At 33.6% G+C, this 26,135-nt stretch carries 25 protein-coding genes; 9 read left to right on the top strand and 16 right to left on the bottom strand.

Features of this window, described 5'->3' with window-relative positions; translation table 11 throughout:
• Position 1 precedes the first annotated feature (1 nt).
• On the top strand, positions 2 to 703 hold the full coding sequence (locus AAYQ05_RS12030; RefSeq protein ID WP_343543589.1) for a sulfite exporter TauE/SafE family protein: 702 nt from the start codon (positions 2 to 4) through the stop codon (positions 701 to 703).
• Between the two features lie 21 nt (positions 704 to 724).
• On the opposite strand, the gene hemN is transcribed toward AAYQ05_RS12030, so the two are convergent.
• From hemN to AAYQ05_RS12005, 5 genes are all read right to left on the bottom strand, one after another.
• Positions 725 to 2,089, bottom strand: a complete 1,365-nt coding sequence (gene hemN / locus AAYQ05_RS12025) for an oxygen-independent coproporphyrinogen III oxidase (protein ID WP_343543587.1) — start codon at positions 2,087 to 2,089, stop codon at positions 725 to 727.
• A gap of 120 nt (positions 2,090 to 2,209) precedes the next feature.
• Positions 2,210 to 2,686 carry a hypothetical protein gene (locus AAYQ05_RS12020; protein WP_343543585.1) on the bottom strand — a complete coding sequence of 159 codons (477 nt, stop codon included), beginning with the start codon at positions 2,684 to 2,686 and terminating at the stop codon, positions 2,210 to 2,212.
• 106 nt (positions 2,687 to 2,792) lie between these two features.
• Positions 2,793 to 3,140, bottom strand: coding sequence for a hypothetical protein (locus AAYQ05_RS12015; RefSeq protein WP_343543584.1), 348 nt, complete (start codon positions 3,138 to 3,140; stop codon positions 2,793 to 2,795).
• A gap of 97 nt (positions 3,141 to 3,237) precedes the next feature.
• Positions 3,238 to 3,660, bottom strand: coding sequence for a DoxX family protein (locus AAYQ05_RS12010; protein WP_177210142.1), 423 nt, complete (start codon positions 3,658 to 3,660; stop codon positions 3,238 to 3,240).
• A 122-nt stretch (positions 3,661 to 3,782) separates the two neighbouring features.
• Positions 3,783 to 5,411 (bottom strand): acyl-CoA carboxylase subunit beta, encoded by a 1,629-nt coding sequence (locus AAYQ05_RS12005; protein WP_343543583.1) that lies wholly within the window; start codon positions 5,409 to 5,411, stop codon positions 3,783 to 3,785.
• A 198-nt stretch (positions 5,412 to 5,609) separates the two neighbouring features.
• Here AAYQ05_RS12005 and AAYQ05_RS12000 point away from each other — a divergent pair, with 198 nt between their 5' ends.
• The gene (locus AAYQ05_RS12000) at positions 5,610 to 7,265 is read left to right on the top strand and encodes a T9SS type A sorting domain-containing protein (RefSeq protein WP_343543581.1); all 1,656 of its coding nucleotides are present in this window, start codon (positions 5,610 to 5,612) and stop codon (positions 7,263 to 7,265) included.
• A gap of 67 nt (positions 7,266 to 7,332) precedes the next feature.
• On the opposite strand, the gene lpxD is transcribed toward AAYQ05_RS12000, so the two are convergent.
• The 3 genes from lpxD to prfB all read right to left on the bottom strand — a co-directional run bounded on the left by lpxD (position 7,333) and on the right by prfB (position 10,304).
• A complete protein-coding gene (lpxD, locus tag AAYQ05_RS11995) occupies positions 7,333 to 8,331 on the bottom strand; it encodes a UDP-3-O-(3-hydroxymyristoyl)glucosamine N-acyltransferase (protein WP_343543580.1) in 999 nt (332 codons plus the stop codon).
• Between the two features lie 333 nt (positions 8,332 to 8,664).
• Positions 8,665 to 9,111: a peptide-methionine (R)-S-oxide reductase MsrB gene (gene msrB / locus AAYQ05_RS11990; RefSeq protein ID WP_343543579.1), complete on the bottom strand. Its 447-nt coding sequence runs from the start codon at positions 9,109 to 9,111 to the stop codon at positions 8,665 to 8,667.
• Between the two features lie 94 nt (positions 9,112 to 9,205).
• A protein-coding gene (gene prfB, locus AAYQ05_RS11985) for a peptide chain release factor 2 (protein ID WP_177210138.1) occupies positions 9,206 to 10,304 on the bottom strand; the annotation gives its coding sequence in 2 pieces (ribosomal slippage) (positions 9,206 to 10,240 and positions 10,242 to 10,304; 1,098 coding nt in all).
• A gap of 152 nt (positions 10,305 to 10,456) precedes the next feature.
• On the opposite strand from prfB, the gene AAYQ05_RS11980 reads away from it, so the two are divergent.
• The gene (locus AAYQ05_RS11980; RefSeq protein ID WP_343543574.1) at positions 10,457 to 11,476 is read left to right on the top strand and encodes a threonine aldolase family protein; all 1,020 of its coding nucleotides are present in this window, start codon (positions 10,457 to 10,459) and stop codon (positions 11,474 to 11,476) included.
• A 143-nt stretch (positions 11,477 to 11,619) separates the two neighbouring features.
• On the opposite strand, the gene AAYQ05_RS11975 is transcribed toward AAYQ05_RS11980, so the two are convergent.
• Positions 11,620 to 11,940 (bottom strand): YbaB/EbfC family nucleoid-associated protein, encoded by a 321-nt coding sequence (locus tag AAYQ05_RS11975; RefSeq protein WP_008462685.1) that lies wholly within the window; start codon positions 11,938 to 11,940, stop codon positions 11,620 to 11,622.
• Positions 11,941 to 12,084: 144 nt separating this feature from the next.
• Here AAYQ05_RS11975 and AAYQ05_RS11970 point away from each other — a divergent pair, with 144 nt between their 5' ends.
• The 3 genes from AAYQ05_RS11970 to AAYQ05_RS11960 all read left to right on the top strand — a co-directional run bounded on the left by AAYQ05_RS11970 (position 12,085) and on the right by AAYQ05_RS11960 (position 16,498).
• The gene (locus AAYQ05_RS11970; RefSeq protein WP_343543572.1) at positions 12,085 to 14,145 is read left to right on the top strand and encodes a S9 family peptidase; all 2,061 of its coding nucleotides are present in this window, start codon (positions 12,085 to 12,087) and stop codon (positions 14,143 to 14,145) included.
• Positions 14,146 to 14,216: 71 nt separating this feature from the next.
• A complete protein-coding gene (capA, locus tag AAYQ05_RS11965) occupies positions 14,217 to 15,257 on the top strand; it encodes a cysteate synthase (protein ID WP_008462690.1) in 1,041 nt (346 codons plus the stop codon).
• Positions 15,258 to 15,604: 347 nt separating this feature from the next.
• The gene (locus AAYQ05_RS11960) at positions 15,605 to 16,498 is read left to right on the top strand and encodes a LamG domain-containing protein (protein WP_343543570.1); all 894 of its coding nucleotides are present in this window, start codon (positions 15,605 to 15,607) and stop codon (positions 16,496 to 16,498) included.
• Positions 16,499 to 16,603: 105 nt separating this feature from the next.
• Here the strand turns inward: AAYQ05_RS11960 and AAYQ05_RS11955 are convergent, their stop codons facing one another.
• A complete protein-coding gene (locus AAYQ05_RS11955; protein ID WP_343543569.1) occupies positions 16,604 to 17,623 on the bottom strand; it encodes a DUF481 domain-containing protein in 1,020 nt (339 codons plus the stop codon).
• Positions 17,624 to 17,977: 354 nt separating this feature from the next.
• Here AAYQ05_RS11955 and AAYQ05_RS11950 point away from each other — a divergent pair, with 354 nt between their 5' ends.
• The gene (locus tag AAYQ05_RS11950; RefSeq protein WP_343543567.1) at positions 17,978 to 18,865 is read left to right on the top strand and encodes a LamG domain-containing protein; all 888 of its coding nucleotides are present in this window, start codon (positions 17,978 to 17,980) and stop codon (positions 18,863 to 18,865) included.
• Positions 18,866 to 18,910: 45 nt separating this feature from the next.
• Here AAYQ05_RS11950 and AAYQ05_RS11945 read toward each other — a convergent pair whose 3' ends face one another.
• Entirely contained in the window at positions 18,911 to 19,114 is a 204-nt protein-coding gene (locus AAYQ05_RS11945) for a hypothetical protein (RefSeq protein ID WP_343543566.1), read from the bottom strand.
• A 146-nt stretch (positions 19,115 to 19,260) separates the two neighbouring features.
• On the opposite strand from AAYQ05_RS11945, the gene AAYQ05_RS11940 reads away from it, so the two are divergent.
• The gene (locus AAYQ05_RS11940; RefSeq protein WP_343543564.1) at positions 19,261 to 19,530 is read left to right on the top strand and encodes a hypothetical protein; all 270 of its coding nucleotides are present in this window, start codon (positions 19,261 to 19,263) and stop codon (positions 19,528 to 19,530) included.
• A 12-nt stretch (positions 19,531 to 19,542) separates the two neighbouring features.
• Here AAYQ05_RS11940 and AAYQ05_RS11935 read toward each other — a convergent pair whose 3' ends face one another.
• From AAYQ05_RS11935 to gcvT, 5 genes are all read right to left on the bottom strand, one after another.
• On the bottom strand, positions 19,543 to 19,929 hold the full coding sequence (locus AAYQ05_RS11935) for a hypothetical protein (protein WP_343543563.1): 387 nt from the start codon (positions 19,927 to 19,929) through the stop codon (positions 19,543 to 19,545).
• A gap of 22 nt (positions 19,930 to 19,951) precedes the next feature.
• The gene (locus tag AAYQ05_RS11930) at positions 19,952 to 20,374 is read right to left on the bottom strand and encodes a hypothetical protein (RefSeq protein WP_343543561.1); all 423 of its coding nucleotides are present in this window, start codon (positions 20,372 to 20,374) and stop codon (positions 19,952 to 19,954) included.
• Between the two features lie 287 nt (positions 20,375 to 20,661).
• Positions 20,662 to 21,375: a YebC/PmpR family DNA-binding transcriptional regulator gene (locus tag AAYQ05_RS11925; RefSeq protein ID WP_012024626.1), complete on the bottom strand. Its 714-nt coding sequence runs from the start codon at positions 21,373 to 21,375 to the stop codon at positions 20,662 to 20,664.
• Positions 21,376 to 21,677: 302 nt separating this feature from the next.
• Positions 21,678 to 23,714, bottom strand: a complete 2,037-nt coding sequence (locus AAYQ05_RS11920; protein WP_343543558.1) for a S41 family peptidase — start codon at positions 23,712 to 23,714, stop codon at positions 21,678 to 21,680.
• 202 nt (positions 23,715 to 23,916) lie between these two features.
• On the bottom strand, positions 23,917 to 24,999 hold the full coding sequence (gene gcvT, locus AAYQ05_RS11915) for a glycine cleavage system aminomethyltransferase GcvT (RefSeq protein ID WP_343543557.1): 1,083 nt from the start codon (positions 24,997 to 24,999) through the stop codon (positions 23,917 to 23,919).
• 281 nt (positions 25,000 to 25,280) lie between these two features.
• Here gcvT and AAYQ05_RS11910 point away from each other — a divergent pair, with 281 nt between their 5' ends.
• Positions 25,281 to 26,129, top strand: coding sequence for an NAD(P)H-hydrate dehydratase (locus AAYQ05_RS11910; RefSeq protein WP_343543556.1), 849 nt, complete (start codon positions 25,281 to 25,283; stop codon positions 26,127 to 26,129).
• Positions 26,130 to 26,135 lie beyond the last annotated feature (6 nt).

The following is a 26,135-nucleotide window of genomic DNA, read 5'->3' as shown; positions in this document are numbered from 1 at the left end:
AATGTTATTCTCTGCTTTCTTTTTAGGATTAATCAGTAGTCTGCATTGCGTTGGAATGTGCGGGCCAATTTCCATGATGCTTCCTGTAGATAGACAAAATGAAGCTAAAAAGGCAACGCAGATTATGACGTATCACTTAGGGCGATTAACAGCTTACTCAACAATTGGATTGATTTTTGGATTACTGGGAAGAGGTTTTTTTCTGGCAGGATTACAGCAGAAAATGTCGATAATTATTGGGGTAATCATGATTATTGTGGTTTTGATTCCTGAAAAAAAAATTGCTCAATACAATTTTTCTAAACCAGTTTATAAAATCATTTCAAAAATTAAAGCCAATCTAGGAAGTCAGTTTAAAAATAAGAGCTATAAATCGCTGTTTACTATTGGCCTTTTAAATGGATTTTTACCATGCGGAATGGTCTATGTTGCATTATTTGGAGCAATTGCAATGCAAAGTGCTGGTTATGGTGTGCTTTACATGCTTTTATTTGGAATAGGAACCATACCTCTAATGACAGTTGTAGTTTATGTCAACACATTATTAAAACTGCCTTTCAGAAACAAAATCCAAAAGGCAATCCCTTATGTTGCGGTTATAATTGGAGTTTTATTTATCCTTCGCGGATTAGGTTTAGGAATTCCTTATATTTCTCCTTCAAACATGAGTTTGTTTGTACAGCAGACTCCAAACTGCCACTAGAAATAGGTTTAAGATTTTAAATTATACAGTCATCGAAAACAGATTTGTTTCCGGTGACTTTCTTTTTAGATGCAAATCAAAAGCCATGCAGATATTGCGGACAAAAGGTCTTCCTTCTTCTGTAATCTTGATTTTATTATTTTCAATAACAATTAAATTATCGTTTTCTATTTCTTTTAAAGCTGTTAAAGCTTCTGGAAGTTCCGTAAAGTTTAAAGATTCGTCAGTCCAGGAAGTTTCTAATTCGCACGTTAAATTCAGAATATGTTTTCTGATGGTTAAATCTTCGTCAGTTAAAATATGGCCTTTTACAACAGGAAGTTTACCTGAATCTAAAATTTCATAATATTCTTCAAGGTTCTTCGTGTTTTGAGCGAAACTATACCAGCTGTCGCTTATTGAAGAAACGCCTAAGCCAATCATAACTTGAGTTTTAGACGCACTGTAACCCATGAAATTTCTATGCAGATTTCCGTTGTGAGCAGCTTTGTATAAACTATCATCTGCTAAGGCAAAATGATCCATTCCAATTTCGTGATATCCGTTTTGAATAAGGAGTTGTTTACCAATTTCATACAACTTTCTCTTTTCTGCATCTTTTGGAAGATTTTCGTCATTAAAACCGCGTTGTCCGTTTCCTTTTATCCAAGGCACGTGCGCATAGCTGTAAAATGCCAGTCTATCTGGTTTTAATGAATTGGTTTTTTCAACCGTATCGACAACATCTTCAATAGTTTGAAATGGAAGGCCAAAAATAATATCGTGTCCAATAGAAGTATATCCAATTTCTTTTGCCCAAAAAGTAACTTTGGCAACATTATGAAATGGCTGAATTCGATTAATTGCTTTTTGAACTGTGGCAGAATAATCTTGCACTCCGAAACTTACTCTGCGAAAGCCTAAATCATATAATTTTTTAAGTTGTTCGTGAGTAGTGTTATTTGGATGTCCTTCAAAACTAAATTCGTGGTTTTCTGCTCTTACAGCATGATCAAAAATTCCGTTAATAAGACATTCTAAATTTTCTTTTGAAAAAAATGTAGGGGTCCCTCCACCTAAGTGGATTTCTTTAATTACGGGTTTTTCAGGAAGTAAATCACAATACATTTTCCATTCTTTCAAAACAGCCTGAATGTATTTTTCTTCTACTGAATGATTTTTGGTAATGCGCTTATTGCATCCACAGAAAGTACACATACTCTCACAGAAAGGAAGATGAATGTATAAACTTATTCCGTTCTTTGAATTGCTTTCAGAAAATGATTGCTTTAAAGTAGTAATCCATTTTTCTGCAGTAAAGTCTGCTTCATTCCAGTATGGAACTGTCGGATAACTAGTATATCTTGGACCTGGGACATTGTACTTTTGAGTCAAAGAAATTTTCATAATGACGGATTTAGTTTACATCAAAATTAAAACTTTAGGCTAAGACATAAAATGACAAATATCATGAAACTTGTAAATAAAAAGAGGCCCAAAATTGAGCCTCTTTTCTGAATTAAATAACTAACGTGATATAGAATCTTGGATGATTTTAAGCCATTTTTTCGCAAACTGATGATCTTGATAGACACTAATCTGTTTGATGCGGTCATCATCAAAATCATAGAATGGAATTATTAATTTTTTAGATGTTTCTTTTTCTTGAAATTCAAAATCTATTTTGATAATAGTATCTGAGCCGGCGTCCGTTGTTGGAATTAACTTGCATGAAGAAATAGTATTCAAATCGACATAAATTGATTCTTGCTGATTTGGATTGAAATTCATCAAAATAAATTTATTGTTTTTCTGATCAATCGTTAAAGTCTTATTGTTGATTGATTCTGTCAAGTCAAAATCCTCTGGATGAGTGGGATTGAATCTTTTTTTAATATTTAAAATTCTTGATTTGCTTGCAGCTGATGAACGTGCAGAAAAATAAATTGGGATAGCAACAATAATTAAAATTACAATACCCATTATTGTGGTAGTAGTTTCCATAAAGTTTTAATGTAATAAATAAATGATATGCAAAACAGTTTTCGGCTTGAAAACGGCTATGTAAGTACAGAAGAATTAATTCTTCTAAAGAAAATCAAGTATTTATTTACCAGAAAAAATGGAAAGCATAGAGTATGACCGAAACTTTTTTACTTTGAGTTGTAAAGAGTTTAGTATATGCTATAACAGATGTAACGGTTTGATGCTGCGGGATCAGCGGTAAAAGAGTATCAAAACATTTAATTATTCCCGTTGGATTTGTTTTGATGTTTGCTGCAAATTGGTAGCTTCCTTGTGGCTGTATAAAAGCAGACGAATCAGGAATGTCTTTGCAGAAGTTAGTATCGGATTTTTCCGTTTCGATTACGCGTACAGAAGTTTGGTCTGCTTGATAAGCAAACAATCCTGCGAGCAAAAGCGTAATAAAAATAACGGTTTTACGAATCCAATTCATGTCGGCGAATTTAAGTCATAAAACGCAATTAAAGAAATTTTATGGAATTAATTAACACTCAAAAAAAAGTCCTCAGCTAAACTGAGGACTTATGAGGCTATTGTTGCATTTTAAAATAATAATCTGCCGAGTGTTTTCCGCTTCCATAAAACAAGAAGAATATGCAGACTAATAAAACGATGATAGCTAAAGCCAAACTTTCAGAATGCATTCTTCCCATAGAATTTACAAGAACAGCACCAAATAAAATGGGTAATTGGGCTGCGATTGCCCATCTGGTTAAAAGTCCGAAAATAATCATTATACCACCAATCATGTGGGCAGGAGCAATGTAATGCAGCATAAACATACCTCCTCCAAACTTGTCAATTGGGGAAATCAAATCATGCAGGTACTGAATATTGGTGACGAAAGAGACACCTTTCATAAATAAAAATCCACCCAAAACAATACGTACTAAATCAACTGGTAAATAAGTGTGCGAATTCGCCCATTTATTCAAACTTTTTACATTTTCCATGATGTTGTGTGATTAAAAATTATGTACTAAGTTACTAATTTTTAATGATATGTATATTTTAAACAGCTAGAAAATGAGTTTTTTGCTTTTTATTTAACGTCTTGTTGAGAATTCTTAAATCACTAAACTTGGATCACTCCCAAATTAAATGGTTTTTGAATAGGAGCGTGGTTTGCAGCTTCGATTCCAATCGAAATCCAGTTACGGGTTTCTAATGGATCGATAATAGCATCTGTCCATAGTCTTGAGGCAGCATAATAGGGCGAAGTCTGCTCGTCGTAACGTGCTTTTATTTTATCGAATAATTCGGCTTCTTTTGCTTCATCAACGGTTTCTCCTTTTGCTTTAAGCGAAGAAGCTTCGATTTGCGCCAATACTTTTGCAGCTTGAGTTCCGCCCATAACGGCAAGTTCCGCACTTGGCCAAGCAAATATTAATCGAGGATCGTATGCTTTTCCGCACATCGCATAATTTCCTGCGCCATACGAGTTTCCTACAATAACGGTAAATTTAGGAACAACAGAATTACTTACGGCATTTACCATTTTGGCACCATCTTTAATAATTCCGCCATGTTCTGATTTTGAACCCACCATGAAACCTGTTACGTCTTGTAAAAATACCAATGGAATTTTTTTCTGATTGCAATTTGCAATAAAACGTGTGGCTTTGTCAGCACTATCAGAATAAATAACGCCTCCAAACTGCATTTCGCCTTTTTTGGTTTTTACCACTTTTCTTTGATTGGCTACAATTCCGACAGCCCAGCCATCAATTCTGGCGTAACCTGTAATGAGCGATTGCCCGTAACCTTCTTTATAGGCTTCAAATTCTGAATTATCAACCAAACGTTTGATGATTTCCATCATATCATATTGTTCAGTTCTAGCTTTTGGAAGAATTCCGTAAATTTCATTTGGTTCTAAAGCTGGTTTTTCGGCTTTGATTCTGCTGTAGCCAGCTTTGTCAAAATCGCCAATTTTATCTACAATATTTTTGATTTTGTCCAAAGCATCTTTATCATCTTTAGCTTTATAATCGGTAACACCCGAAATTTCGCAATGTGTTGTAGCGCCACCTAAAGTTTCATTGTCTATAGTTTCGCCAATTGCAGCTTTTACTAAATAACTTCCCGCAAGGAAAATACTTCCGGTTTTGTCAACGATTAAAGCTTCGTCGCTCATAATTGGCAAATAAGCGCCTCCAGCAACACAGCTTCCCATAACGGCAGCAATTTGAGTAATTCCCATGCTGCTCATTTGAGCATTATTTCTAAAAATTCTTCCGAAATGTTCTTTATCTGGAAAAATTTCATCCTGCATTGGCAAATAAACTCCAGCGCTGTCTACAAGATAAATAATAGGAAGTCGGTTTTCCATGGCAATTTCCTGCGCACGAAGGTTTTTCTTTCCTGTTATAGGAAACCAAGCTCCTGCTTTTACAGTAGCATCATTAGCAACTACTATGCATTGTTTTCCTTTGATGTAACCAATTTTTACCACAACACCTCCCGAAGGACATCCGCCGTGTTCTGGATACATTCCTTCGCCAGCAAAACCTCCAATTTCAATACTTTTAGAATTTTCATCCAATAAATAAGCAATTCTTTCGCGAGCGGTCATTTTTCCTTCAGAATGTAATTTCTCGATTCTTTTTTCGCCTCCGCCCAATTTTACTTTTGCGAATTTTTGTTTTAGTTCAGAAAGAAGTAATTTATTGTGATCTTCGTTTTTATTGAAGTTTAAATCCATGATATAGTAGTGATTTGATAAAATAGTGTTGGCTAATTTACAAAATCAATTGAAATAAAACGAATAAAGCAGTGGATTCAAATTAGATTGAAGTAAACAAAAATGGGATACAAATGAAAATGTATAGAGTTAGAATTAATAGTTTTATATGTGTTAAAAAAAAGCTAATATTGTATTGATTTAGTAAAACTATTAAGTATGACTAAAATAAAATTTGTTTTAATTCTGTTTTTGATAAATTTTATCTGCAACGGACAAATTAATAATTCTCCAAAACGCATAGATGTGTGTACTGATTTGACTTATCAGTATGGCTCAAGTATCATTTCTGATGGAGATGGTGGAGCTATTATTTTCTGGAAAGATGAAAGAGAAAGAGATAAGCCAGAATCAGGAGGATATTCAATATTTGCGCAGAGGATAACTAAAGATGGTACGGTAAAATGGAAAAAAGATGGGATTAGAGTTTGTTCCAGAACTTTGGCAAGTGATGCACCGATAGTTATTTCTGATAATAACGGAGGTGCTATTTTTGCTTGGGAATATACAGGTGAAGGTAGTAATGGTTCTGATGTACATGCTCAAAGAATTAATGGGGATGGTATTTTACAATGGGCATTAGATGGTGCAACGGTTTGCAATATGGTTGGTGCGCAGCAAAAAATTCAGCTTGCTTCTAATGGAGATGGAGGTGCAATTATAACTTGGTGTGATTCCAGAAATACAAATGAGAAAGCTATCTATGCGCAGAATTTAAATTTTGATGGTTCTGTTAAGTGGGTAGGAAATGGAGTTTTATTATTAAAAACATATGATATCGATACAGATTTTAAAATTATTCCCGATGAAAATAAAGGAGCTATAATAGCTTGGACAGATAATAATAATCCAAATCTTAAAAGAGGAATGTACGCACAAAGAATTGATAGTGATGGAAAAAAACTATGGAATGAAGAAGGTGTGTATATTAAAACAAAAGGAGGAGGTGTATATAATCCTTCTTTAGTTACCGACGGCGGCAACGGTGCTATTATTTCGTGGGAACACGGGAGCGATACGGGAATTGCAATTAATATAAGTATGCAAAGATTGGATAATAATGGAGTGATAAAATGGGGAGAAAATTCAGTTCTTGTTTTTGATTTGGATGTTTCACAAGGAAAGGAGTCTAGATTAGTTTCTGATGATAACGGAGGTGCAATTATTACATGGAAAGATGGAAGAGTTAACACTATCAATTATCCTAATATTTATGCGCAAAGAGTAAATGCAGAAGGAATTTCGCAATGGGTAAAAAATGGAATTCCTATTACTAATTATCAATATACTTCATCAGACAGACCAAGGATAGCAAAAGATGGGACGGGAGGAGCAATTATATCTTGGGATCAGAGAGATTTTGGAACCGCTGTAATGATTCAGGGTATTAATGCAGCTGGTGAAATGCTATGGAATGCATCTGATAAACCTATTGGTGAAATGGGGTTTGGCTCTAATATTATATCCGACGAAGTAGGTACGGCAATAATCGCATGGAATTACAGCGTATCAACGCATAATATTGATGTTTATGCTAAAAAGATAAGTTTAAAAAAGAATCTTTCAATTGGTGAGCATGTAAATGAAATAAAATCGCATGTATCAATATTTCCCAATCCTGTTCATGATTTTCTGACTTTTAATTCAGCAGAGAATTTTAAGTCTCTTTCAATCATAAATCAGAATGGACAAATAATTTCAACTTTTGCTGGAGATGTAAAAAAAGTTGATTTTAGTTCTTTTTCTGCTGGAGTGTACTTTATAGATATTTTAACTGCTAAAGGTAAGATAATTAAAAAGGTAATAAAATATTAAGATCTTTAAAATAATAAAAAACCAGAAGTCGATCTTCTGGTTTTTAAATATAAATTATGATTAAGATTTACTTCTTAGAATCGCAAACCATTCGTTTTAAAATTGCCCATTGTTTTAGTGCGTCACGAGCTTCTACAGCTGGATATCCAAGCATTGTTTTTCCAGCAGGAACATCTCCAGTTACGCCGGATCCTGCGCCAATTATAGCTCCATCTCCAATGGTAGTATGATCTTTTATAGAAGCGCTTCCGCCAATAATAACACCATTTCCTAAAGTTACAGAACCTGCAAGGCCACTATTTCCGGCCATAATGCAGAACTTGCCTAGTTTGCTGTTATGCCCAATCTGAACTAAATTGTCTATTTTACATCCGTCACCAAGAATTGTTGAACTAAATTTTCCGCGGTCGACACAGGTGTTAGCGCCAATTTCAACTCCATTTCCAATAATAACATTTCCAATTTGTGGAATTTTCACCAAACCTTTTTCAGTGCAAGCACGAAATCCGAAACCATCTGCGCCAATTGTTGCGTTGGGGTGAATGATGCATTCGTTTCCAATATGACAACGTTCACGAATAACGGTTCCAGGCCAAATAGTTGAGTTTCTTCCGATTGTGCATTCGTCTAAAATGGTCACATTCGGGTAAATTACTGTATTAGCGCCAATTTCAACTTTTGGACCAATGTAACATCCGGCACCAATTTTAACGCCTTCGCCAATTTTAGCGGTTTCGTCTATCGTGGCTGTTTTATGAATATTGTTATTAAAGATTGGGGCAGGGGGAGCAAAAAGGGTAAGGATTTGTGACATTGCCAAATCGGCATTTTTAACTTTTATAAAAGCACGGTTTTCTCCAGGCTCTATTGAAATATCTTCGTTTACGACTGCAATTGAAGCATTAGATGTCGACCAGTATTTTTCGTATTTTTTATTTCCGATAAATGAGATTTCCGAAGTTGTTGCTTTTTCTAATTGTTCTGTAGCAGTTATGCTTTGTGAAGTGCTGCCGTAAATTACGCCATTAATAACTTCGTTAATTTCTTGGATAGAATAGGATCTCATTGATAAATTTTAATCGACTAAAGGGTTATTTTTTGCCAAATAAAATGAATTACATTTTAATTACCTAATTATTTTTTTACGTTTCTTAATAAATATTTAAAATAAGATGGTAATTTTTGTAAAATTAACATTTAGGTTATTAATTTAATGAGGTTTTTTTAATCTATTGAATAGCAGTATGTTGATAGTTCTGTCTAAAAGCAATGAAAATTTTGATGGAGAAAATAAATAATTTAATTGTTAGGTTATAGCTTACATTTGTTTTGTTAAATCATTTATTGATTGGGGATTATATAAAAAAAGCGATTCGTTTTAATGAACCGCTTTTATAAATTATTCTTTAATTTTTGATAGTGAAACTGCGTTGATGCAGTAACGTAAACCGCTTGGTGGTGGGCCGTCAGGGAAAACGTGACCTAAATGTGCATCGCAGACATTGCAAACTACCTCAACACGAATCATCCCGTACGATTTGTCGGCATGGTAGCCAATTGCATTTTCTTTAATTGGCTGTGTAAAAGAAGGCCAGCCAGTTCCTGATTCAAATTTTTCGCTTGCATCAAAAAGAACCGTTCCGCAACATTTACATTCGTAAATTCCAGGATCAAATAAACTGCACAATTCAGAACTAAAAGATCTCTCTGTTCCTTTTAAACGTGTTACTTGAAATTCTTCTGGAGTTAGAATCTGTTTCCATTCGTCCTCCGTTTTCTCCACTCTTTTGTCTGGAGCTGGATTTCCTTTATTTGTAAAATGAATTACATCTGCCCATTTTATCATAACTTTTTTGTTTTAAAGTTTAAAGTTTCAGGTTTAAAGTTTCAAGTTTACTGTGACTGCAAACTGCAACTGAACACTAGAAAAGAACTGAACACTATTCCTCCTCTTTCTGTCCCATCATCATCAGATAGGCTTTCAAGAATGGGTCGATATTTCCGTTCATTACACCGTCAACATCGCTGGTTTCATAACCTGTACGAACATCTTTTACTAATTTATAAGGTTGCATTACATAATTACGAATTTGCGATCCCCATTCAATTTTCATTTTTCCAGCTTCGATATCCGCACGCTGCGCTTGCTGTTTCTTTAATTCGATTTCATACAATTGAGAACGAAGCATTTGCATAGCACGCTGTCTGTTATCTTGCTGAGATCTAGTTTCAGAACACTGAATTTGAATTCCAGTTGGTTTGTGAACCAGTTGTACTTTAGTTTCAACCTTGTTTACGTTCTGTCCACCAGCACCACTTGAGCGAGAAGTTGTAATTTCGATATCAGCGGGATTAATGTCGATTTCGATACTGTCATCTACAAGCGGATAAACGTAAACGGATACGAAAGAAGTATGACGTTTCGCATTACTGTCAAAAGGCGAAATACGAACTAAACGGTGTACACCATTTTCTCCTTTTAGATATCCGAATGAATAATCACCTTCGAACTCTAAAGTTACGGTTTTAATTCCGGCAACCTCGCCTTCCTGAAAGTTAAGCTCTTTAATTTTGTAGCCATAACTTTCTCCCCACATCATGTACATACGCATTAGCATTCCTGCCCAGTCGCAACTTTCAGTTCCTCCAGCACCTGCTGTAATCTGGACCACAGCGCTTAAACTGTCACCTTCGTCAGAAAGCATATTTTTGAATTCGATATTTTCAATATGCGCTTGTGCAGCTTCATATTGTTCATCTAATTCATCTACAGAAAGTTCTCCTTCTTTGTAAAAATCATAAGCTAGCTGTAGTTCTTCTGTTAATGCTACTGCTTTATCATAATCTTCAATCCATTTTTTCTTGTTTCGAAGGTTTTTTACAATGTTTTCTGCTTCTTTCGGATTGTTCCAAAAGTCTGGAGCGAACGTTTTTTCTTCTTCGTTTGCAATTTCGATTAGCTTGGCATCAACGTCAAAGATACCTCCTCAACGCACCAAGGCGCTCCACAATACCTTTTACTTGTTCGGCTGTTGTCATAAATTAATTAATAGGTTTTTATATGTTTTTTAGAATTATTACGTTAATTTGGTCTAGAGAAACCAGCGAGTTAAATTTTACCAAAACTTGCTGAGAATAACTATAAGTAATACGTAATTTTGCATACAAAAATAAGATATAGTTTTTAGAATATGGAAATAAATTTAATCAGCGATACCATAACAAAGCCTACTTATGAAATGCTGCAGTATATGTTTAACGCCCATGTTGGCGATGATGTATACAAACAGGACCCAACGGTGATTGAATTGGAAAACAGAACAGCAGAGTTTTTTGGTATGGAAGCTGGTCTTTTCTTTCCGTCTGGAACTATGGCAAACCAAACTGCAATTAAACTGCATACACAACCTGGAGAACAGCTGATAGCTGATAAATATGCTCACGTTTATCATTATGAAGGAGGAGGAGTTTCTTTTAATAGCGGTGTTTCGTGCTGTTTAGTAGATGGAAACAGAGGTATGATAACGGCTGCACAAGTTAAAGCTGCAATAAACGATCCGGAGTTTTATCATAGTCCGCTAACAAGTTTGGTTTGTGTTGAAAACACAACCAATAAAGGAGGCGGAGCGTGTTACGAATTGGAAGATTTAAGAGAAATAAAAAAAGTTTGCGATGCTCATGATTTAAAGTTCCATTTAGATGGCGCTCGAATTTGGAATGCGTTAGTAGCTAAAAGACAGAATCCCAGAGAATTTGGAGCAATTTTCGATACAATTTCCGTTTGTTTGTCTAAAGGGTTAGGTGCTCCAATTGGTTCAGTTTTACTTGGGAGTAAAGCTGATATTCATAGAGCGTTGAGAATCAGAAAGATATTGGGTGGAGGAATGCGTCAGGTAGGTTATTTGGCTGCGGCTGGATTATATGCTTTGGCTCATAATATCGAAAGATTAGCAGAAGATCACCGCCGTGCAAAGGAAATAGCAAAAATCTTAAGTACAAAACCTTGGATTTCATCTATCGAACCTGTAGAAACTAATATTTTAATTTTTTCGCTTGCCGAAGGTTACAGCGATCAATTATTAATTGAGAAATTAAAACAGAAAAATATCCTGATAAGTTCCTTAGGGCATAATAAGCTCAGAATTGTAACGCATTTAGATTATAAAGAAGTAATGCATACTTATGTGTTGGAAACACTTTCGAAGTTTTAGGAGAAAGATTCTAAGCTTCTAAGGAACTGAGGTTCTAAGGAAGAAAGAAATAAAGCTTTAAAAAAAAGAGGATGTTAATACATCCTCTTTTTTTTATCAAAAAAATAAAACTTAGAACCTTAGCCTCTTAGAACCTTAGAAACTTATTTAAACAAATTATCCATTCCAGGAATAGACGGCATATCCATTCTTGCCACAGCGTCTAATTCTCTTTCGTTTACACTAGTTGCTTTTTCTATTGCTTTATTTAACGTTACAATTAAGTAATCTTCTAATTGTTCTTTATCTTCTAAAAGAGAATCATCAATAGAAAGTGATTTTATTTTTCTACTAGCTGTAATAGTAACTTTTAATAATCCGTCAGCGCTTTGTTCATCAATCAAAACAGTATCTAAACGCTTTTTGGTATCTTCAATTTTTTGCTGGGTTTCTTTAAGTTTACCCATCATTCCCATTAAATCCATTTTTGTTGATTTTTTAAATTATTTCAGACAAAATTACTATATTGCTGTGTTAATTCAATAGAATATTTTATGAAAAAATTAATTTTGTTCTGTTGGGTTTGTGCTATTTTTGCGTCTTCATATTTAAAAATTAATGCTTAATAAATGCAAAATGATATATCGGCCCCAAAGGCTAAAATAATTCCAAAGACATTAAAAAAACATAAAGAAGCTAGAATTGACAACTATTTCTGGCTTAATGACAGAGAGAATTCAGAAGTAATTGATTATCTAAATAAGGAGAATGCTTATTACGAAAGCATGACTTCTCATACCCAAAAATTAAAAGATAGTCTGTTTGAAGAAATGAAAGCAAGGATTAAAGAAGACGATTCTTCTGTCCCTTATTTCTACAACGGCTATTTTTATATCACACGTTTTGAAGCTGGTCAGGATTATCCAATTTTTGCCAGAAAAAAAGGAAGCCTTTCTGCCGAAGAAGAAATTCTTTTTAACTGCAACGAAATGGCAAAAGGACATGCTTATTTTAAATTGGGAGGTTTAAGCATTAGTCCAGATAATAAATTTGCCAGTTTTGGAGTAGATATTGTCGGAAGAAGAATATATACAATTCAATTTAAAAATTTAGAAACAGGTGAAATTTTAGCTGATAAAATAGAAAATGTTACAGGAGCTTCTGTTTGGGCAAATGATAACAAGACTGTTTTTTATGTTAGACAAGACCAAGTAACATTAAGAGCTGATAAAGTTTTTAGACATAAATTAAATACAACTTCAGATAATGATGTTTTGGTTTATGATGAAGTTGATGATACTTTTAATGTGTCTATCAGTAAAGAAAAATCAAGAAAATACATTGTTATTGGTTCTGGAAGTACTTTGACAACTGAATATAGAATCTTGAATTCTAGTAATCCAGAAGGAGAATTTACTGTTTTTCAGCCACGCGTTCGCGGATTGGAGTATAGTATTTCTCATTATGAAGATTCGTTTTATATTCTGACCAATAAAGATAAGGCGACGAATTTTAAGTTAATGAAAACGCCAGAAGACAAAACAGGAAAGAAAAACTGGGTGGATCTTATTCCGCACAGAGAAGATGTTTTGTTGGAAGATATTGAGATATTTAAAAATTATTTAGTTGTAGAAGAACGTTCTAATGGATTGAATCATATTAGAATTATGCCTTGGAATGAGGAGTCCGATTATTATCTTCCTTTTGGCAGCGAAACATACAATGCCTATACAACAACAAATGTTGATTTTGATACTGATATTTTGCGTTACAGTTACCAATCATTGGCAACGCCGTCTTCTGTAATTGATTTTAATATGAAAACTAAAACCAAAGAAATCTTGAAAGAGCAAGAGGTTTTAGGCGGAAAATTTGATAAAGACAATTATATAGAAGAACGAGTTTGGGCAACAGCAAGAGATGGAGTAAAAGTGCCTATTTCTATGGTTTACAGAAAAGGATTAGAGAAAAATGGTAAAAACCCGTTGTTACTTTATGCATACGGTTCGTACGGAATTACGATGGACACCTATTTTTCTTCAACAAGATTATCGCTCTTAGACCGCGGTTTTGTGTATGCAATAGCTCATATTAGAGGAGGTGAGGACTTAGGAAGACAATGGTATGAAGACGGAAAACTGTTAAAAAAGAAAAATACCTTTACAGATTTCATTGATTGCTCTAAATTTGTAATAGACCAAAAGTATACTTCTCCTGAACATTTGTATGCAGAAGGAGGGTCTGCCGGCGGACTTTTAATGGGAGTAATCGTAAATGAAGCTCCTGAATTGTATAATGGCGTTATCGCTCAGGTGCCTTTTGTAGATGTAATTACTACAATGTTGGATGATAGTATTCCGCTTACAACTGGAGAGTATGACGAATGGGGTAACCCAAACAATAAAAAGTATTATGATTATATGTTATCGTACTCACCTTACGATAATGTAAAAGCACAAGAATATCCTAATATGTATGTTTCTACCGGATTACACGATTCGCAGGTACAGTACTGGGAGCCAGCTAAATGGGTTGCGAAATTGAGAGATTTAAAAACAAATAATAAACTTTTGTTTTTAGATACTAACATGGATGCAGGTCATGGCGGGGCTTCAGGACGTTTTGAGGCTTTAAAAGACTTAGCAAAAGAATTTAGTTTTTTATTAGATTTAGAAAAAATTAAAAGCTAATTAGAAATTTTTTGTTAAATTTGCAACCTATCAAGGTTAATTTGAAAAGGCCTTTGATTAACTATTTTTTTATGAAAGAAGAAATAACTGCTTATAATAATGTTTTAGAGTTAATAGGAAACACCCCCCTTATTAAGCTAAATAAAATTACCGAAGAGTTAGAAGGAAATTTCTACGCAAAGGTAGAAGCTTTCAACCCAGGTCATTCCTCAAAAGATAGAATAGCGTTATATATTATTGAAGAAGCCGAGAGAAAAGGAATTCTATCTCCAGGAGATACCATTATCGAAACTACCTCTGGTAATACAGGATTTAGTTTAGCAATGGTAAGCATTATTAAAGGTTACAATTGTATTTTGGCCGTAAGTTCAAAATCATCTAAAGATAAAATTGACATGTTGAGAAGTTTAGGCGCCAAAGTGTATGTCTGTCCTGCTCACGTTTCTGCAGATGATGAAAGATCTTATTATAATGTAGCCAAACGTTTGCACGAAGAGACTAAAGGGTCAGTCTATATTAATCAATATTTTAATCAGCTAAATATTGATGCCCACTACAACACTACAGGTCCTGAGATTTGGGAACAAACAAAAGGACAAATTACGCACTTAGTTGCTTGCAGCGGAACAGGAGGAACTATCTCTGGAACTGCAAAATTCTTAAAAGAAAAAAATCCAAATATTAGAATTCTAGGAGTTGATGCTTTTGGTTCTGTATTGAAGAAATACCACGAGACAAAAGAGTTTGACAGCAAAGAAATTTACCCATACCGTATAGAAGGTTTAGGTAAAAACTTAATCCCGTCAGCTACAGATTTTGATATTATTGATAAATTCATGAAAGTAACCGACGAAGAAAGTGCTCACTCTGCAAGAGAGATTACTAGAAAAGAAGGTTTATTTGTTGGGTATACTTCTGGAGCAGTAATGCAAGCTATTAAGCAATATGCTGAAGAAGGCGAATTTACAAAAGACAGTAATATTATTGCTATTTTCCCAGATCACGGTTCTCGTTACATGAGTAAAGTATTCAGCGATGACTGGATGAATGAACAAGGTTTCTTTGATAGTGTTAACGAAGAAGAAGCACAAAAAATTGAATTTGTAAAGTAATAAAGTACTTTTAAAAATATTTAAACTCCATTCGTAATTTTCGAATGGAGTTTTTTTTTGGAGCAAATTTCCATGAAATACTAAACGATGCAAAAAGTATAATTTATAGCATTGTTGAGTATACCGTATTTATACGTAGGAAATTATGATTTTCAATGATTTTAATTTAATAATTTAATAGTTTTTATGAGTTTGCGTAAAAGTTTTTTGTTGATAAAATTGTTGAAAAGTGTTACTTTAACGAGTATTTAGGTCAGTTGTCGGAAATATTTCCGCTCAAAATCATAATAATCTAGTTTAGAGGTGTTAAAATAACATAAGTTGTTTAATCCCTAAAATCTACTATTATGAAAAAATTACTACTGGCAGTATTGTTTGTAAGTTTTTTGAATGTGAATGCGCAAACACCGATTCAGGAATTTAACTTTAATGGAACTTTAAACAATACAGCAAACACCATCTCATTTATCGGAACCAACAATTTCGTGGTTGACAGAGCAGGAGTTGTAAGAGGAGCTCAACGATTAAATAATAAAGCTTTAGAAGCTGTAATCGATGATCTGCCTCAAGGAAAGAGCTCAAGAACAATTAGCATTTGGGTTAAATTCAATGATATTTCGAATCCAAACTATGTTTGGGGTTACGGAAATCCTCTTAATGCACAATATTGCGGTTTATTGCAACAAGGAACAACCTCTTCTAACTCTGATTTGAGTTTGGCTGCTTGGGGCGCTTCTAATGATGTAATTGTCTCTACACCGCTTGAAAAGAATGTCTGGTACAATTATACTATTACTTATGAAGGTACGACTTCTAAAATATATCGTGATGGTAAATTATTAAAGTACCTGGAAGGTATGGTAAGGTCTACTAATGGAAATATTTTTAGATTGGGCGAAATCAATACGACGGTGGGAATTAATGCAGATATTGACGATTTAAAGATCTATAATGTAGCTTTGACTCCAGATCAGGTAAATCAGTTATATGAGAACGAGAAAGCATCTAATTTAATTGCGGTGGCTGCAGAGGCGAAGGCGACAAAAACGGCAGTAAAAGCAAAACCAAATCAAACAATAATTACTTCGGGTGATGTTAACGGAACAGCAAAAAGCATCGAAGTTTATTCGCAAGGGCAAAAAATAGTAGGAAGTAATGCAACGAATTTAAGCGATCTTCCAGAAGGGACTTATTTATTAAAAATTACAAGTACTCCATCGAAAAAAATTACTTCAAAATAAATGGTTTTTTAGTTTACTTTTTAAATGTTAGTTAGTTTTTTATTGCGCATGCAATTGGGTTTTTGGAATAGTAATGAAAGCTTTCTGTATTCAGAAGGCTTTTTTTTAGTCTAATTTCCATCCAAAAGTAGTCTGAAATACATAATCATCTTTTGATGCGCCAGGTTTTGGTTTGTTATCATAGTTATAAACAAACGAAAGTTTAATGAAGAAATCTAACGGTAAATCATATTTGGTATCTACAGAAAAATCGGCACGAATTCTTTTGCTTTCTGTTAAACTCGGAAAAAAATTCACTTTAGACTGAAAGCTAAAATCACCAATATCATACAAGTTAAGGTCGCTTCCTAGAAATAATTCCAAACTTTTATTAGGCGCTGTAGTTCCAGTAAAACGCTCGTGGTTAAAAGACAATCCGGAAGCAATTCCCCAGTATTTTTTATTGCTATGCATAAGGTATTTTCCGTAACCTGCTTTTGAGACAACTCGAAGATCAATATCTTGTTCTGTATTTTTTAAAGTTACAACAGATAGCGGAATAAAATAGTCTTTGGGCAGTAAATGGATATAGCTGACATCGGTATCAATTCTTCGTATAGGATCACTATCATCTTGTATGGATTGAATTTGTTTGTAGGTTGCAGTGCCGTACCATTTTTTAGCAGTGTAGCCTAAATTTACATTTATTGTCAATTGCTGTAAACTTTGTGCTTTGGTTAATTTGATTCCTGCATCAAAGCTAGCATCAAGCCTTCCCCAAAAGCTTTCGTCAACAGGCTTAATGCGTACAATATCAGCGAGATCAACGATGCTTTTGGTTTGTGTTTCAATATTAGTTATTTCACATTTCCCGGGAGTTTCAATTTTGACGATTTTTCCGTTTAGTAAATTGCCATTAGAAAGATTGATAATATAAATACGATCTGAACTAATATTTTTAACATGTTTCCATTCTAATTTAAAATCCTCTTTGCTGTAATCGGTTTCTATTTGTAATATGCCTTTGTTCATTGTTTTTATTTCGCCAACAATGATATCATTGTTTTTTAAGACAAGAGTATCAGAAACCTGTGCACTGATTTTTAAGAAAAATAAAAGAAAAAATAGAAATATAGTTTTCTTCATATTTAAGTTTATTTCTTTGATTTACAGCTTATAATATTAAAGTTAGAAATAAAAATGCAATGTAAGATAGAATTATAAAAAATTAGTGTTTTGAATGTTTTCAATTACTGCAGATAAATTAAATTGGGTTTAAAACAGTTTGAAAGAATGGTATTTGAACTATAAAAGTATTTTTGTGAGAATATGTATTTCTATGTAGGAATGGTTTGGATATGCTGAATTTTAATTATAGTTTTAACAAATTTTTTAAAAATAATAAACGAAATTTTAAAATTGTAAAATTTTAATCGTTTAAATTTTGCAATCAAATACTATTTGCCTTAACCGAAAACTATTCTGATAAAAGCTATAATTATGAAAAAAATATTACTCACTTTAATGTTTGTAAATTTTTTAACTGCTAATGCGCAAAATCCGGTGCAAGAATTTAATTTCAACGGAAATTTAAACAGTGCCGATAACACTATTTCTTTTTTGGGTACTCCAGTTTTTGTAAACGACAGAGCGGGAAATCCTAAAAGTGCTTTACGACTTGCAAACAAAGCTTATCAGGCAGTAGTAGGAGAGCTTCCTCAGGATAATAAACCAAAAACAATATCTATTTGGGTAAAATTTAATGCAGTCAATATTCCGAATTATATCTTAGGATACGGTGCGGCGGTAAATGGACAATATTTTGGTTTGGTGCATCAGCCAGTAGCTGGTGGCAATGCAGATTTAAGTTTAGTGGGTTGGGGAGACACAAATAATGTAATAGTTTCAGTGCCATTAGTAAAAGAGACATGGTATATGTATAGTGTCACTTATGATGGAAATGTATCAAAAATTTATCGTAATGGCGAATTACTAAAATCTGTAGAAGGAATTCAGCGTTCAGCAAAGGGCTATATTTTAAATCTAGGGAAATTAAATACTTCAACGAGTATCAACGCAGATATTGATGATTTAAGATTATATAGCGTTGCTATGACAGACGAACAGGTCAAGGAAGCATATAATAGCTCAAAACCAAGCAGTTCTTCGGTATCTCAAGCAGTTCCTGTGGCAATTAATACTGTAAATGCACCTAAAAAAGCAGCTGCTACACCTGTCAACGCTTCAACAGAAACCAATAAAAGCACTAAAACTATTGAGGTTTTTTCGCAAGGAAAACAAATAATGAGTGCTAATGCTTCCAATATAACCGATTTACCTGAAGGGACTTATTTGATTAAAGTTATTAATTCGGCTGGAAAAAAATAATTGTTTATAAAAAAGCCCTCCATATATTGGAAGGCTTGACTGTAATTATCTCTTTTTCTGCTGGCCTGGAGCATAAGCTTTGGCACTTTTATCTCCATTCATTTTTTTAGCTTGTCCTGGCGGTATTTTTTTACCTGATGGAGCAGGTGTGTAAGTGTGAGTATGGGTACTGCAGCTAATTACACTCAATACCAAGAATAAAAGAACTAATACTACGACAGCAATTCGGGTGATTTTTGATGTTTGCATTTTTAAGTTTAAATTTATTTGGGGTGTTGCAAATATAATCGAAATGTTATCTTTAGTTCTATCTTAGCATAGTTTAAAATGAGTTCAAATAATAATCTTAACCGAGTTTATTTTAGTTTTGATCTCCTGAATATTTACACAGTAATATGACAATAAAAGAAAAGTTTTTATTAATTGGATTTACAGGTTTTGTTCATTTAGACAAGAAAATGAGAGACGGAAAGGAAAGAATAACCTTTTGTTCTAAATACTGCAACGAATGGATTTTTCTATTATTGGTTAATGAAGACGATATTTGGAAAATCGAAAAAAATGAAGACAATGACATTATTAGCACTACAATTGATACAGAAGATTTGCTTCTGTTTTTTAAAAACTATTATTACGCGAATAATGATTTCTCGAATGATTTATAAGTAGAATTAATTTTATAAAGAATTATTTTCTATCTGTAGAACTCCATATATATAAAAGCCATAATAACCTCTATTTTCGTGAATATCAAAAATTAAAAGGTAAGTGTTCTGGCAATCTTTAAAATTACAAATTTGATATCTAAATGAAATCGCTGTATTGGGATCTTCTAAATATTCTAACTTAACAATATTGTTTTGGGCTAATTCCTGATTGGTTATCACGCCAGTTTTGATTAATGAACTTAAGAAATTAGAGGTTTTAAAAGAAATAATAGCTTCATGTTTTATTCGTCCGTTTCCGCAGTAGAAATTAAAATGTACTTCAGAATCAGGAGTTTCAATTGGAAGCGATCTTCCGCCACCTAATTGTATTTTTTTTATAATTGAAATTTTGGTCATAATTAGCTCAGAGAATTTGGCTTTAAGTTTTCAGCTGTTTAGGGATATAAATATAGCCAAGAACTATAAGTATTACAGAAATAAAACTGGCGTAATCTACAAAGCCATAATAATTCCGGACTTGTTCTCCATTTCGTTTTATCATACGGACAGCTTTTGAATCGCCATTGTGAAGTTTTCTAAACACAACTTGATCTCCAATTAAAAAACCATATTGATTGGTATCGCTGTTGCCACTATCTTCATATTTTATTCCGTCTTTACCTATAATGGAATAAGAATATGTTCTGGCAGAATTAGCGCCTCTCTTGTAAGAGCTACTGTCATAAATTTTGCCTTCGCCAAGATTATTTTCGTTTGTATAGATTACATTAATGACAATTCTCTGAAGGAAAATGAGAAAAATTATTAATATAAAACCATGAAAAACAATTTTCTCTTTCATTTTGTGTTGGCCTTGAGAATTTTATAATGCAAACAAATAAAAAAGTCTTCTGAAAATCAAAAGACTTCTATTTTTTTAGCTAATAACACTAATCACAATAAATAAGATTACAAGCGCTATTACAGCAAATTTCATAAATTTTGATGATTGCATAAATCGAGATTTAAATTAGTTTATTTCTATAAATAACAAATATAATTTTTTATTAGAATTAAGGGGAAATTCTCTAAAACAAAAAAGCTCCAGAAAAATCCAGAGCTTTTTTAAAATATATTTTTATAGAAAGACTATTCTTCCTTCATGGTATGATAAACGTTCATAACATCATCATCTTCTTCGATTTTCTCGATTAATTTCTCAACATCAGCGATTTGAGCTTCAGTTAATTCTTTTGTAATTTGCGGAATGCGCTCAAAACCAGAAGATAAAATTTCAAGACCTCTGTTTTCTAATTCTTTCTGTAAAGCACCAAAGCTTCCAAAAGGAGCGTAGATTAAGATTCCGTCTTCGTCTTCAAAAACTTCCTCAGCACCAAAATCAATTAATTCTAATTCTAATTCTTCTGCATCGATACCATCTTTCGCAATTCTAAAGTTACAAGTGTGGTCAAACATAAACTCAACAGAACCTTGAGTTCCCATTGTTCCGTTGCATTTGTTGAAATAACTGCGAATGTTTGCTACAGTTCTATTATTGTTATCAGAAGCAGTTTCAATTAAGATTGCAATTCCGTGAGGAGCATATCCTTCAAACAAAATTTCTTTATAGTTGGCAGTATCTTTATTACTTGCATTTTTAATAGCGCGCTCCACATTGTCTTTAGGCATGTTTGCGGCTTTTGCATTCTGTATAACAGCTCTTAATCTAGAATTGGCGTCTGGGTTTGGTCCGCCTTCTTTAACAGCCATTACGATATCTTTACCAATTCTGGTAAATGTTTTGGCCATTGCAGACCAACGTTTCATTTTTCTTCCTTTTCTAAATTCGAACGCTCTTCCCATTTCTAATTTTTAGTTTTGTGATGCAAAAATACGGTTTTCCTATTTTTTACAAAAACAAAATTGTTCTTTTTTGTTTCAAGTTTCAGGTTTCAAGTTGAATGGCTTACGCTGATTTTAACCGCAAAGTTCGCAAAGTTTTTTTATTTAAGATTATGCTTATAAACACAAAGTTCGCAAAGCTAAAGGGATAAAGTTTTGCGCACTCTTTTATTTTGTAAATTAACTTAAAAATTTCTTAGCGTTCTCTGCGTAAACCTTAGCGCACTTTGCGGTTAAACCTGAAACCTGAAACCTGAAACAAACTATTTGCTTCCGCCATTAAACTCATTAATAATATTTACGGCTTCGTTGAGGTACGGATTGGTTTTTAGATTATCCATTTGATATTGGTTAATCGTTTTATCATTTGGATAAGCACCTAAAAGAAACTGATTAACACTCGAGTTATACACATCAAGCGGATTGTTTTCATCGTTAAAAGTATTGATCTCTGTCCAAAGTGCGTCTAATGTTTTTTTCTGTTTGTAAACAGCATCAAGAGTCAACGGAATTTCAGCTTTTGGAGTATTTACAAGTTGATCTATTTTGAGATTAATCTTTTTAATATTGTTAAAAAAGTAATTGTCGGACAGTCTTACTGAACTGTTCTTGGCAATTTTATCGATTAAATTTCGCTTTACATACGTTCTGTATTTTAGGAAAGGTTCGATACTATCGTTTTTTATGGCTGTCGGGAAATCGCTTTCTTTCTGGTAAATATCCTCATAAAATTCAGGAAGTACCACATCTGGTTTTACGCCAATGTATTGATGGCTTTTGCCTGTAATCCTGTAAAATTTATTAATTGTAATTTTTAAGAAATCGGTATTTTTTTCTTCGTCAAGCGGAAGAATAGTCTGCATGGTTGCTTTTCCTAATGTAGTGCTTCCTAATAAAAGTGCACGATTATAGTCTTGCATGATAGAAGAAAAAAATTCGCTTGCCGAAGCCGTATTACTATTAATTAATACCACAATTGGACCTCTGTAAATTACCCCTTTAAAAGGATCATTAATTACAGATTTCTCTTTTTTGTTATCAATTACAATCGACAGCGGACCATAATCTACAAACATTCCTGCCAATTTTATAGCTTCTTCCATAGAACCACCACCGTTGTCAATAAGATCAATCACGAGACCTTTTATACTATCTCTCTGCAGTTTTATAACCTCACGCGCAACGTCATCGGCGCATCCTTTTCTGCTATTGCCGTCAAGATCTGCATAAAAACTCGGAATTTTTATATAACCTATTTTACTGTCTTTACCAATGATGAAACTGAAAACCGAATTTTCTTCATCTTTCATCATTTGTTTTTCAATATAAACATCAAAGCTTTTACCTGAGTTGCGTTTTAAGGTAAGTGTAATATGTTTGTTGCTTTCAGATAAAATCATGGTCGATATAGACTCTAACGAAGCGCACGAAACCTGAAGCGTTTCTTTCTGATTTGAAATTGAAATAATTTGATCACCTTTTTTTACTTGTCCTGTCTGATACGCTGGTCCGTTTGGGTCAACCTCATCAATAATAATTTCGTTTTTCTCGTTGAGGTTTACCGTCATTCCTAACGACAAATGCTCTTTGGATAAAGAAGCAACAAAACTTGTTTTAGAGTCATCACTAAAATAAGCGGTATGCGGATCAAAATACGTACAAAAGAAATTGTATAATTTTTCTTCTTGTTTGCCGGTATTGTCAATTAAAGTTGTAAAACGGCAAATTTCATTCGTCAGAATTTGATTTTTAGAAGCTTGTTCAATCGATTTAAAATTAGCTTTTACAGAATCTAAATTCTCGCTCATCTCAGCAATATCGTCCAAGATTTGATAGCGTAGCTTTTTCATCCAAACCTTTTCCATGTCTTCTTTCTTCAAATAAAAGGCAAAAGACTTCTTGTAAAAACGGATTGTATCTTTCTTAGCGTAATCAATAGGGATTGTCTGAATTTTTTCTAAGACTTTTTTTGTGCGTATAAGGCCATTTATGTACACTGCCTTTATATCAGTAAGAAAACTGCAATCATTCTTTAGAATCAGATCGTCTAAATTGTAACGGTATTTCTTAGCTAAGTCATCGTATTCACTCTTAAAAAAAATATTGCGTGAAGGGTCAAGTTCGTTAATTAAGTTGTCAAAAACGAACACAGATAAACTGTCATCAACTGGTTTTGGTCTTAGGTGTTCTGCTTGAATAAGCGCATTTATTTTGTTTAATATTTCACAAGTTTCTGCGCTGTTCTGACCAATGGATATAGTTGATGTCAGCAAAAAAAGGAGTAGTGAAATCTTTTTCATAAATGGAAATTCATGGGTTCATGATTAAAGTTACATCAATTTTTTTACAAATTGTAGTATTTTTAGCAAAATATCGACAACGAAAAGTTTTTCATCGTTAAACGAACGCGAACCAAATAATTTAACTTGAATTTGCTTATTTTAAAGCAAAAAAAATGCGTTACAACCGTAACGCATTCTTTAAAATTATAAAGTCAAAAACTTATTTCTTGTAAAAAGGTAATTTTACCACTTTTGCAGGAACATCATTTTTTCTGATTCTAATAAAAATATCGCTGTCAACTGCACTGTTTGCAACGGTTACATATCCTAAACCAATTCCTTTATTCATAGAAGGAGACATAGTTCCAGAAGTTACAATTCCGATTACCGCTCCAGAACCATCAACAATTTCGTAATCGTGTCTTGGCACGGCACGCTCCTGCATTTCAAAAGCAATTAATTTTCTAGTAACACCTGCTTCTTTTTGTTTTTTAAGCGCCTCAGAATTAGTAAAATCTTTAGTAAATTTTGTAATCCATCCTAAACCAGCTTCAAGCGGAGAAGTTGTATCGTTAATGTCATTTCCGTAAAGGCAGAATCCCATTTCTAAACGTAAAGTATCACGAGCAGCAAGACCAATTGGCTTAATGCCAAAAGAAGTTCCAGCTTCAAAGACTTTGTTCCAAATAGCTTCAGCATCTGCATTTTTGCAGTAAATCTCAAATCCGCCAGAACCAGTATAACCTGTAGCTGAAATAATAACATCGCTAAAACCAGCAAAATCTGCTACTTCAAAATGGTAATATGTAATTGCAGACAAATCTACAGAAGTTAGAGACTGCATAGCTTCAACTGCTTTTGGCCCTTGAATTGCCAATAAAGAATATTCGTCAGAAAGATTCTTCATTTCAACTCCTAAATCATTGTGAGAAGTAATCCAGTTCCAGTCTTTTTCAATGTTAGAAGCATTTACAACGAGTAAATACTCTTCCTCTTTCATTTTATAAATAATCAAATCGTCAACAATTCCGCCTTCGTTATTTGGAAGACAAGAATATTGTGCTCTTCCGATCGTCAAAGTAGAAGCATCGTTTGAAGTCACTTTCTGAATCAAAGCCAGGGCATTTGGACCCGTTAACAAAAATTCACCCATGTGCGAAACGTCAAAAACGCCCACACCATTACGAACCGTTTCGTGTTCTGCATTAACCCCTTCATAAGTAATAGGCATATTGTAACCAGCAAAAGGAAGCATTTTTGCTCCTAAACCTTCATGTATGTGCGTAAGCGCAGTATTTTTCATTGTGTTGTTTTATAAAATTGTTTTGCAAATCTATTTAAAAAATATCAAATTAAAAGAGCTTAAATTATAAATTTCGCAATAATTAGGAGCTATTTCCTGCTATCCGCTATATCTTTTGCTTTTTAAAGAAAAAAGCAAAACGATGCCGCTGCAAATGAAGTTCACTGAACTCCAATAAAAAAATAAAATATAGTGAAGTAATCAGGGCTAAGGCTGTCGTTTTCAAAAGAACAATCAGGATTTCGATTTTTTGCGTAATTTTATTATATAAAAGTATTCAAATGAAATCACTGTATTTAATTAATAAAGAAGAGATTCAGAAATTATACAAACCCGTAAATCCTCAAAGTCATAAAGGAACACAAGGTCATGCGGTGATTATTGCCGGAAGTTATGGCAAAATAGGAGCAGCTGTTTTGGCCTCAAAATCCTGCCTCAAAACAGGCTGCGGACTCGTAACAGCTTTTGTTCCCAAATGCGGTTATCAAATACTTCAAATCTCCATTCCAGAAGTAATGGTGACAACCGATGAAAACGTGAATTTTATAACCAATATACATTTACCTTTAATTCCGCAAGCAGTAGGAATCGGACCTGGAATAGGGAAGGAGCTCGGAACACAAAAAGCCTTGTTTGAATTTTTAAGAGTCAATAAAGCGCCTTTGGTTCTAGATGCCGATGCGTTGAATATTATCTCAGAAAACTTATCTTGGTTAGAATTAGTTCCAGAAGACACCATCTTAACGCCACATCCAAAAGAATTAGAACGTTTGATAGGAAAGTGGAATTCAGAAGCCGAGAAATTCCAAAAAACAATTGCTTTTTCAGAAAAATACAAAGTCATTGTAGTTATGAAAGGCGCGCCAACTTACATCATCAATAGAACTTCAGTTTACGAAAACACAAGTGGTAACGCAGCACTTGCAACCGCAGGAAGTGGCGACGTTCTAACGGGAATTCTCACTAGTCTTCTAGCACAAGGCTACGAACCCAAATATGCTTCCAAAATGGGCGTCTACCTCCACGGATTAACAGCCGATTTGGCTTTGCCTAAAACAGGTTATGAGTCTTTTACCGCTTCTACAATTATTAAATATCTAGGAAAAGCTTTTCTTGAATTAGAGAATTAGAGAATG

This window comes from Flavobacterium movens (assembly GCF_039581425.1).
Classification (GTDB): Bacteria; Bacteroidota; Bacteroidia; order Flavobacteriales; family Flavobacteriaceae; genus Flavobacterium; species Flavobacterium luteolum.
Note: the sequence above shows the minus strand (reverse complement) of the source record. Positions and strands in the feature narration are given on the sequence as shown.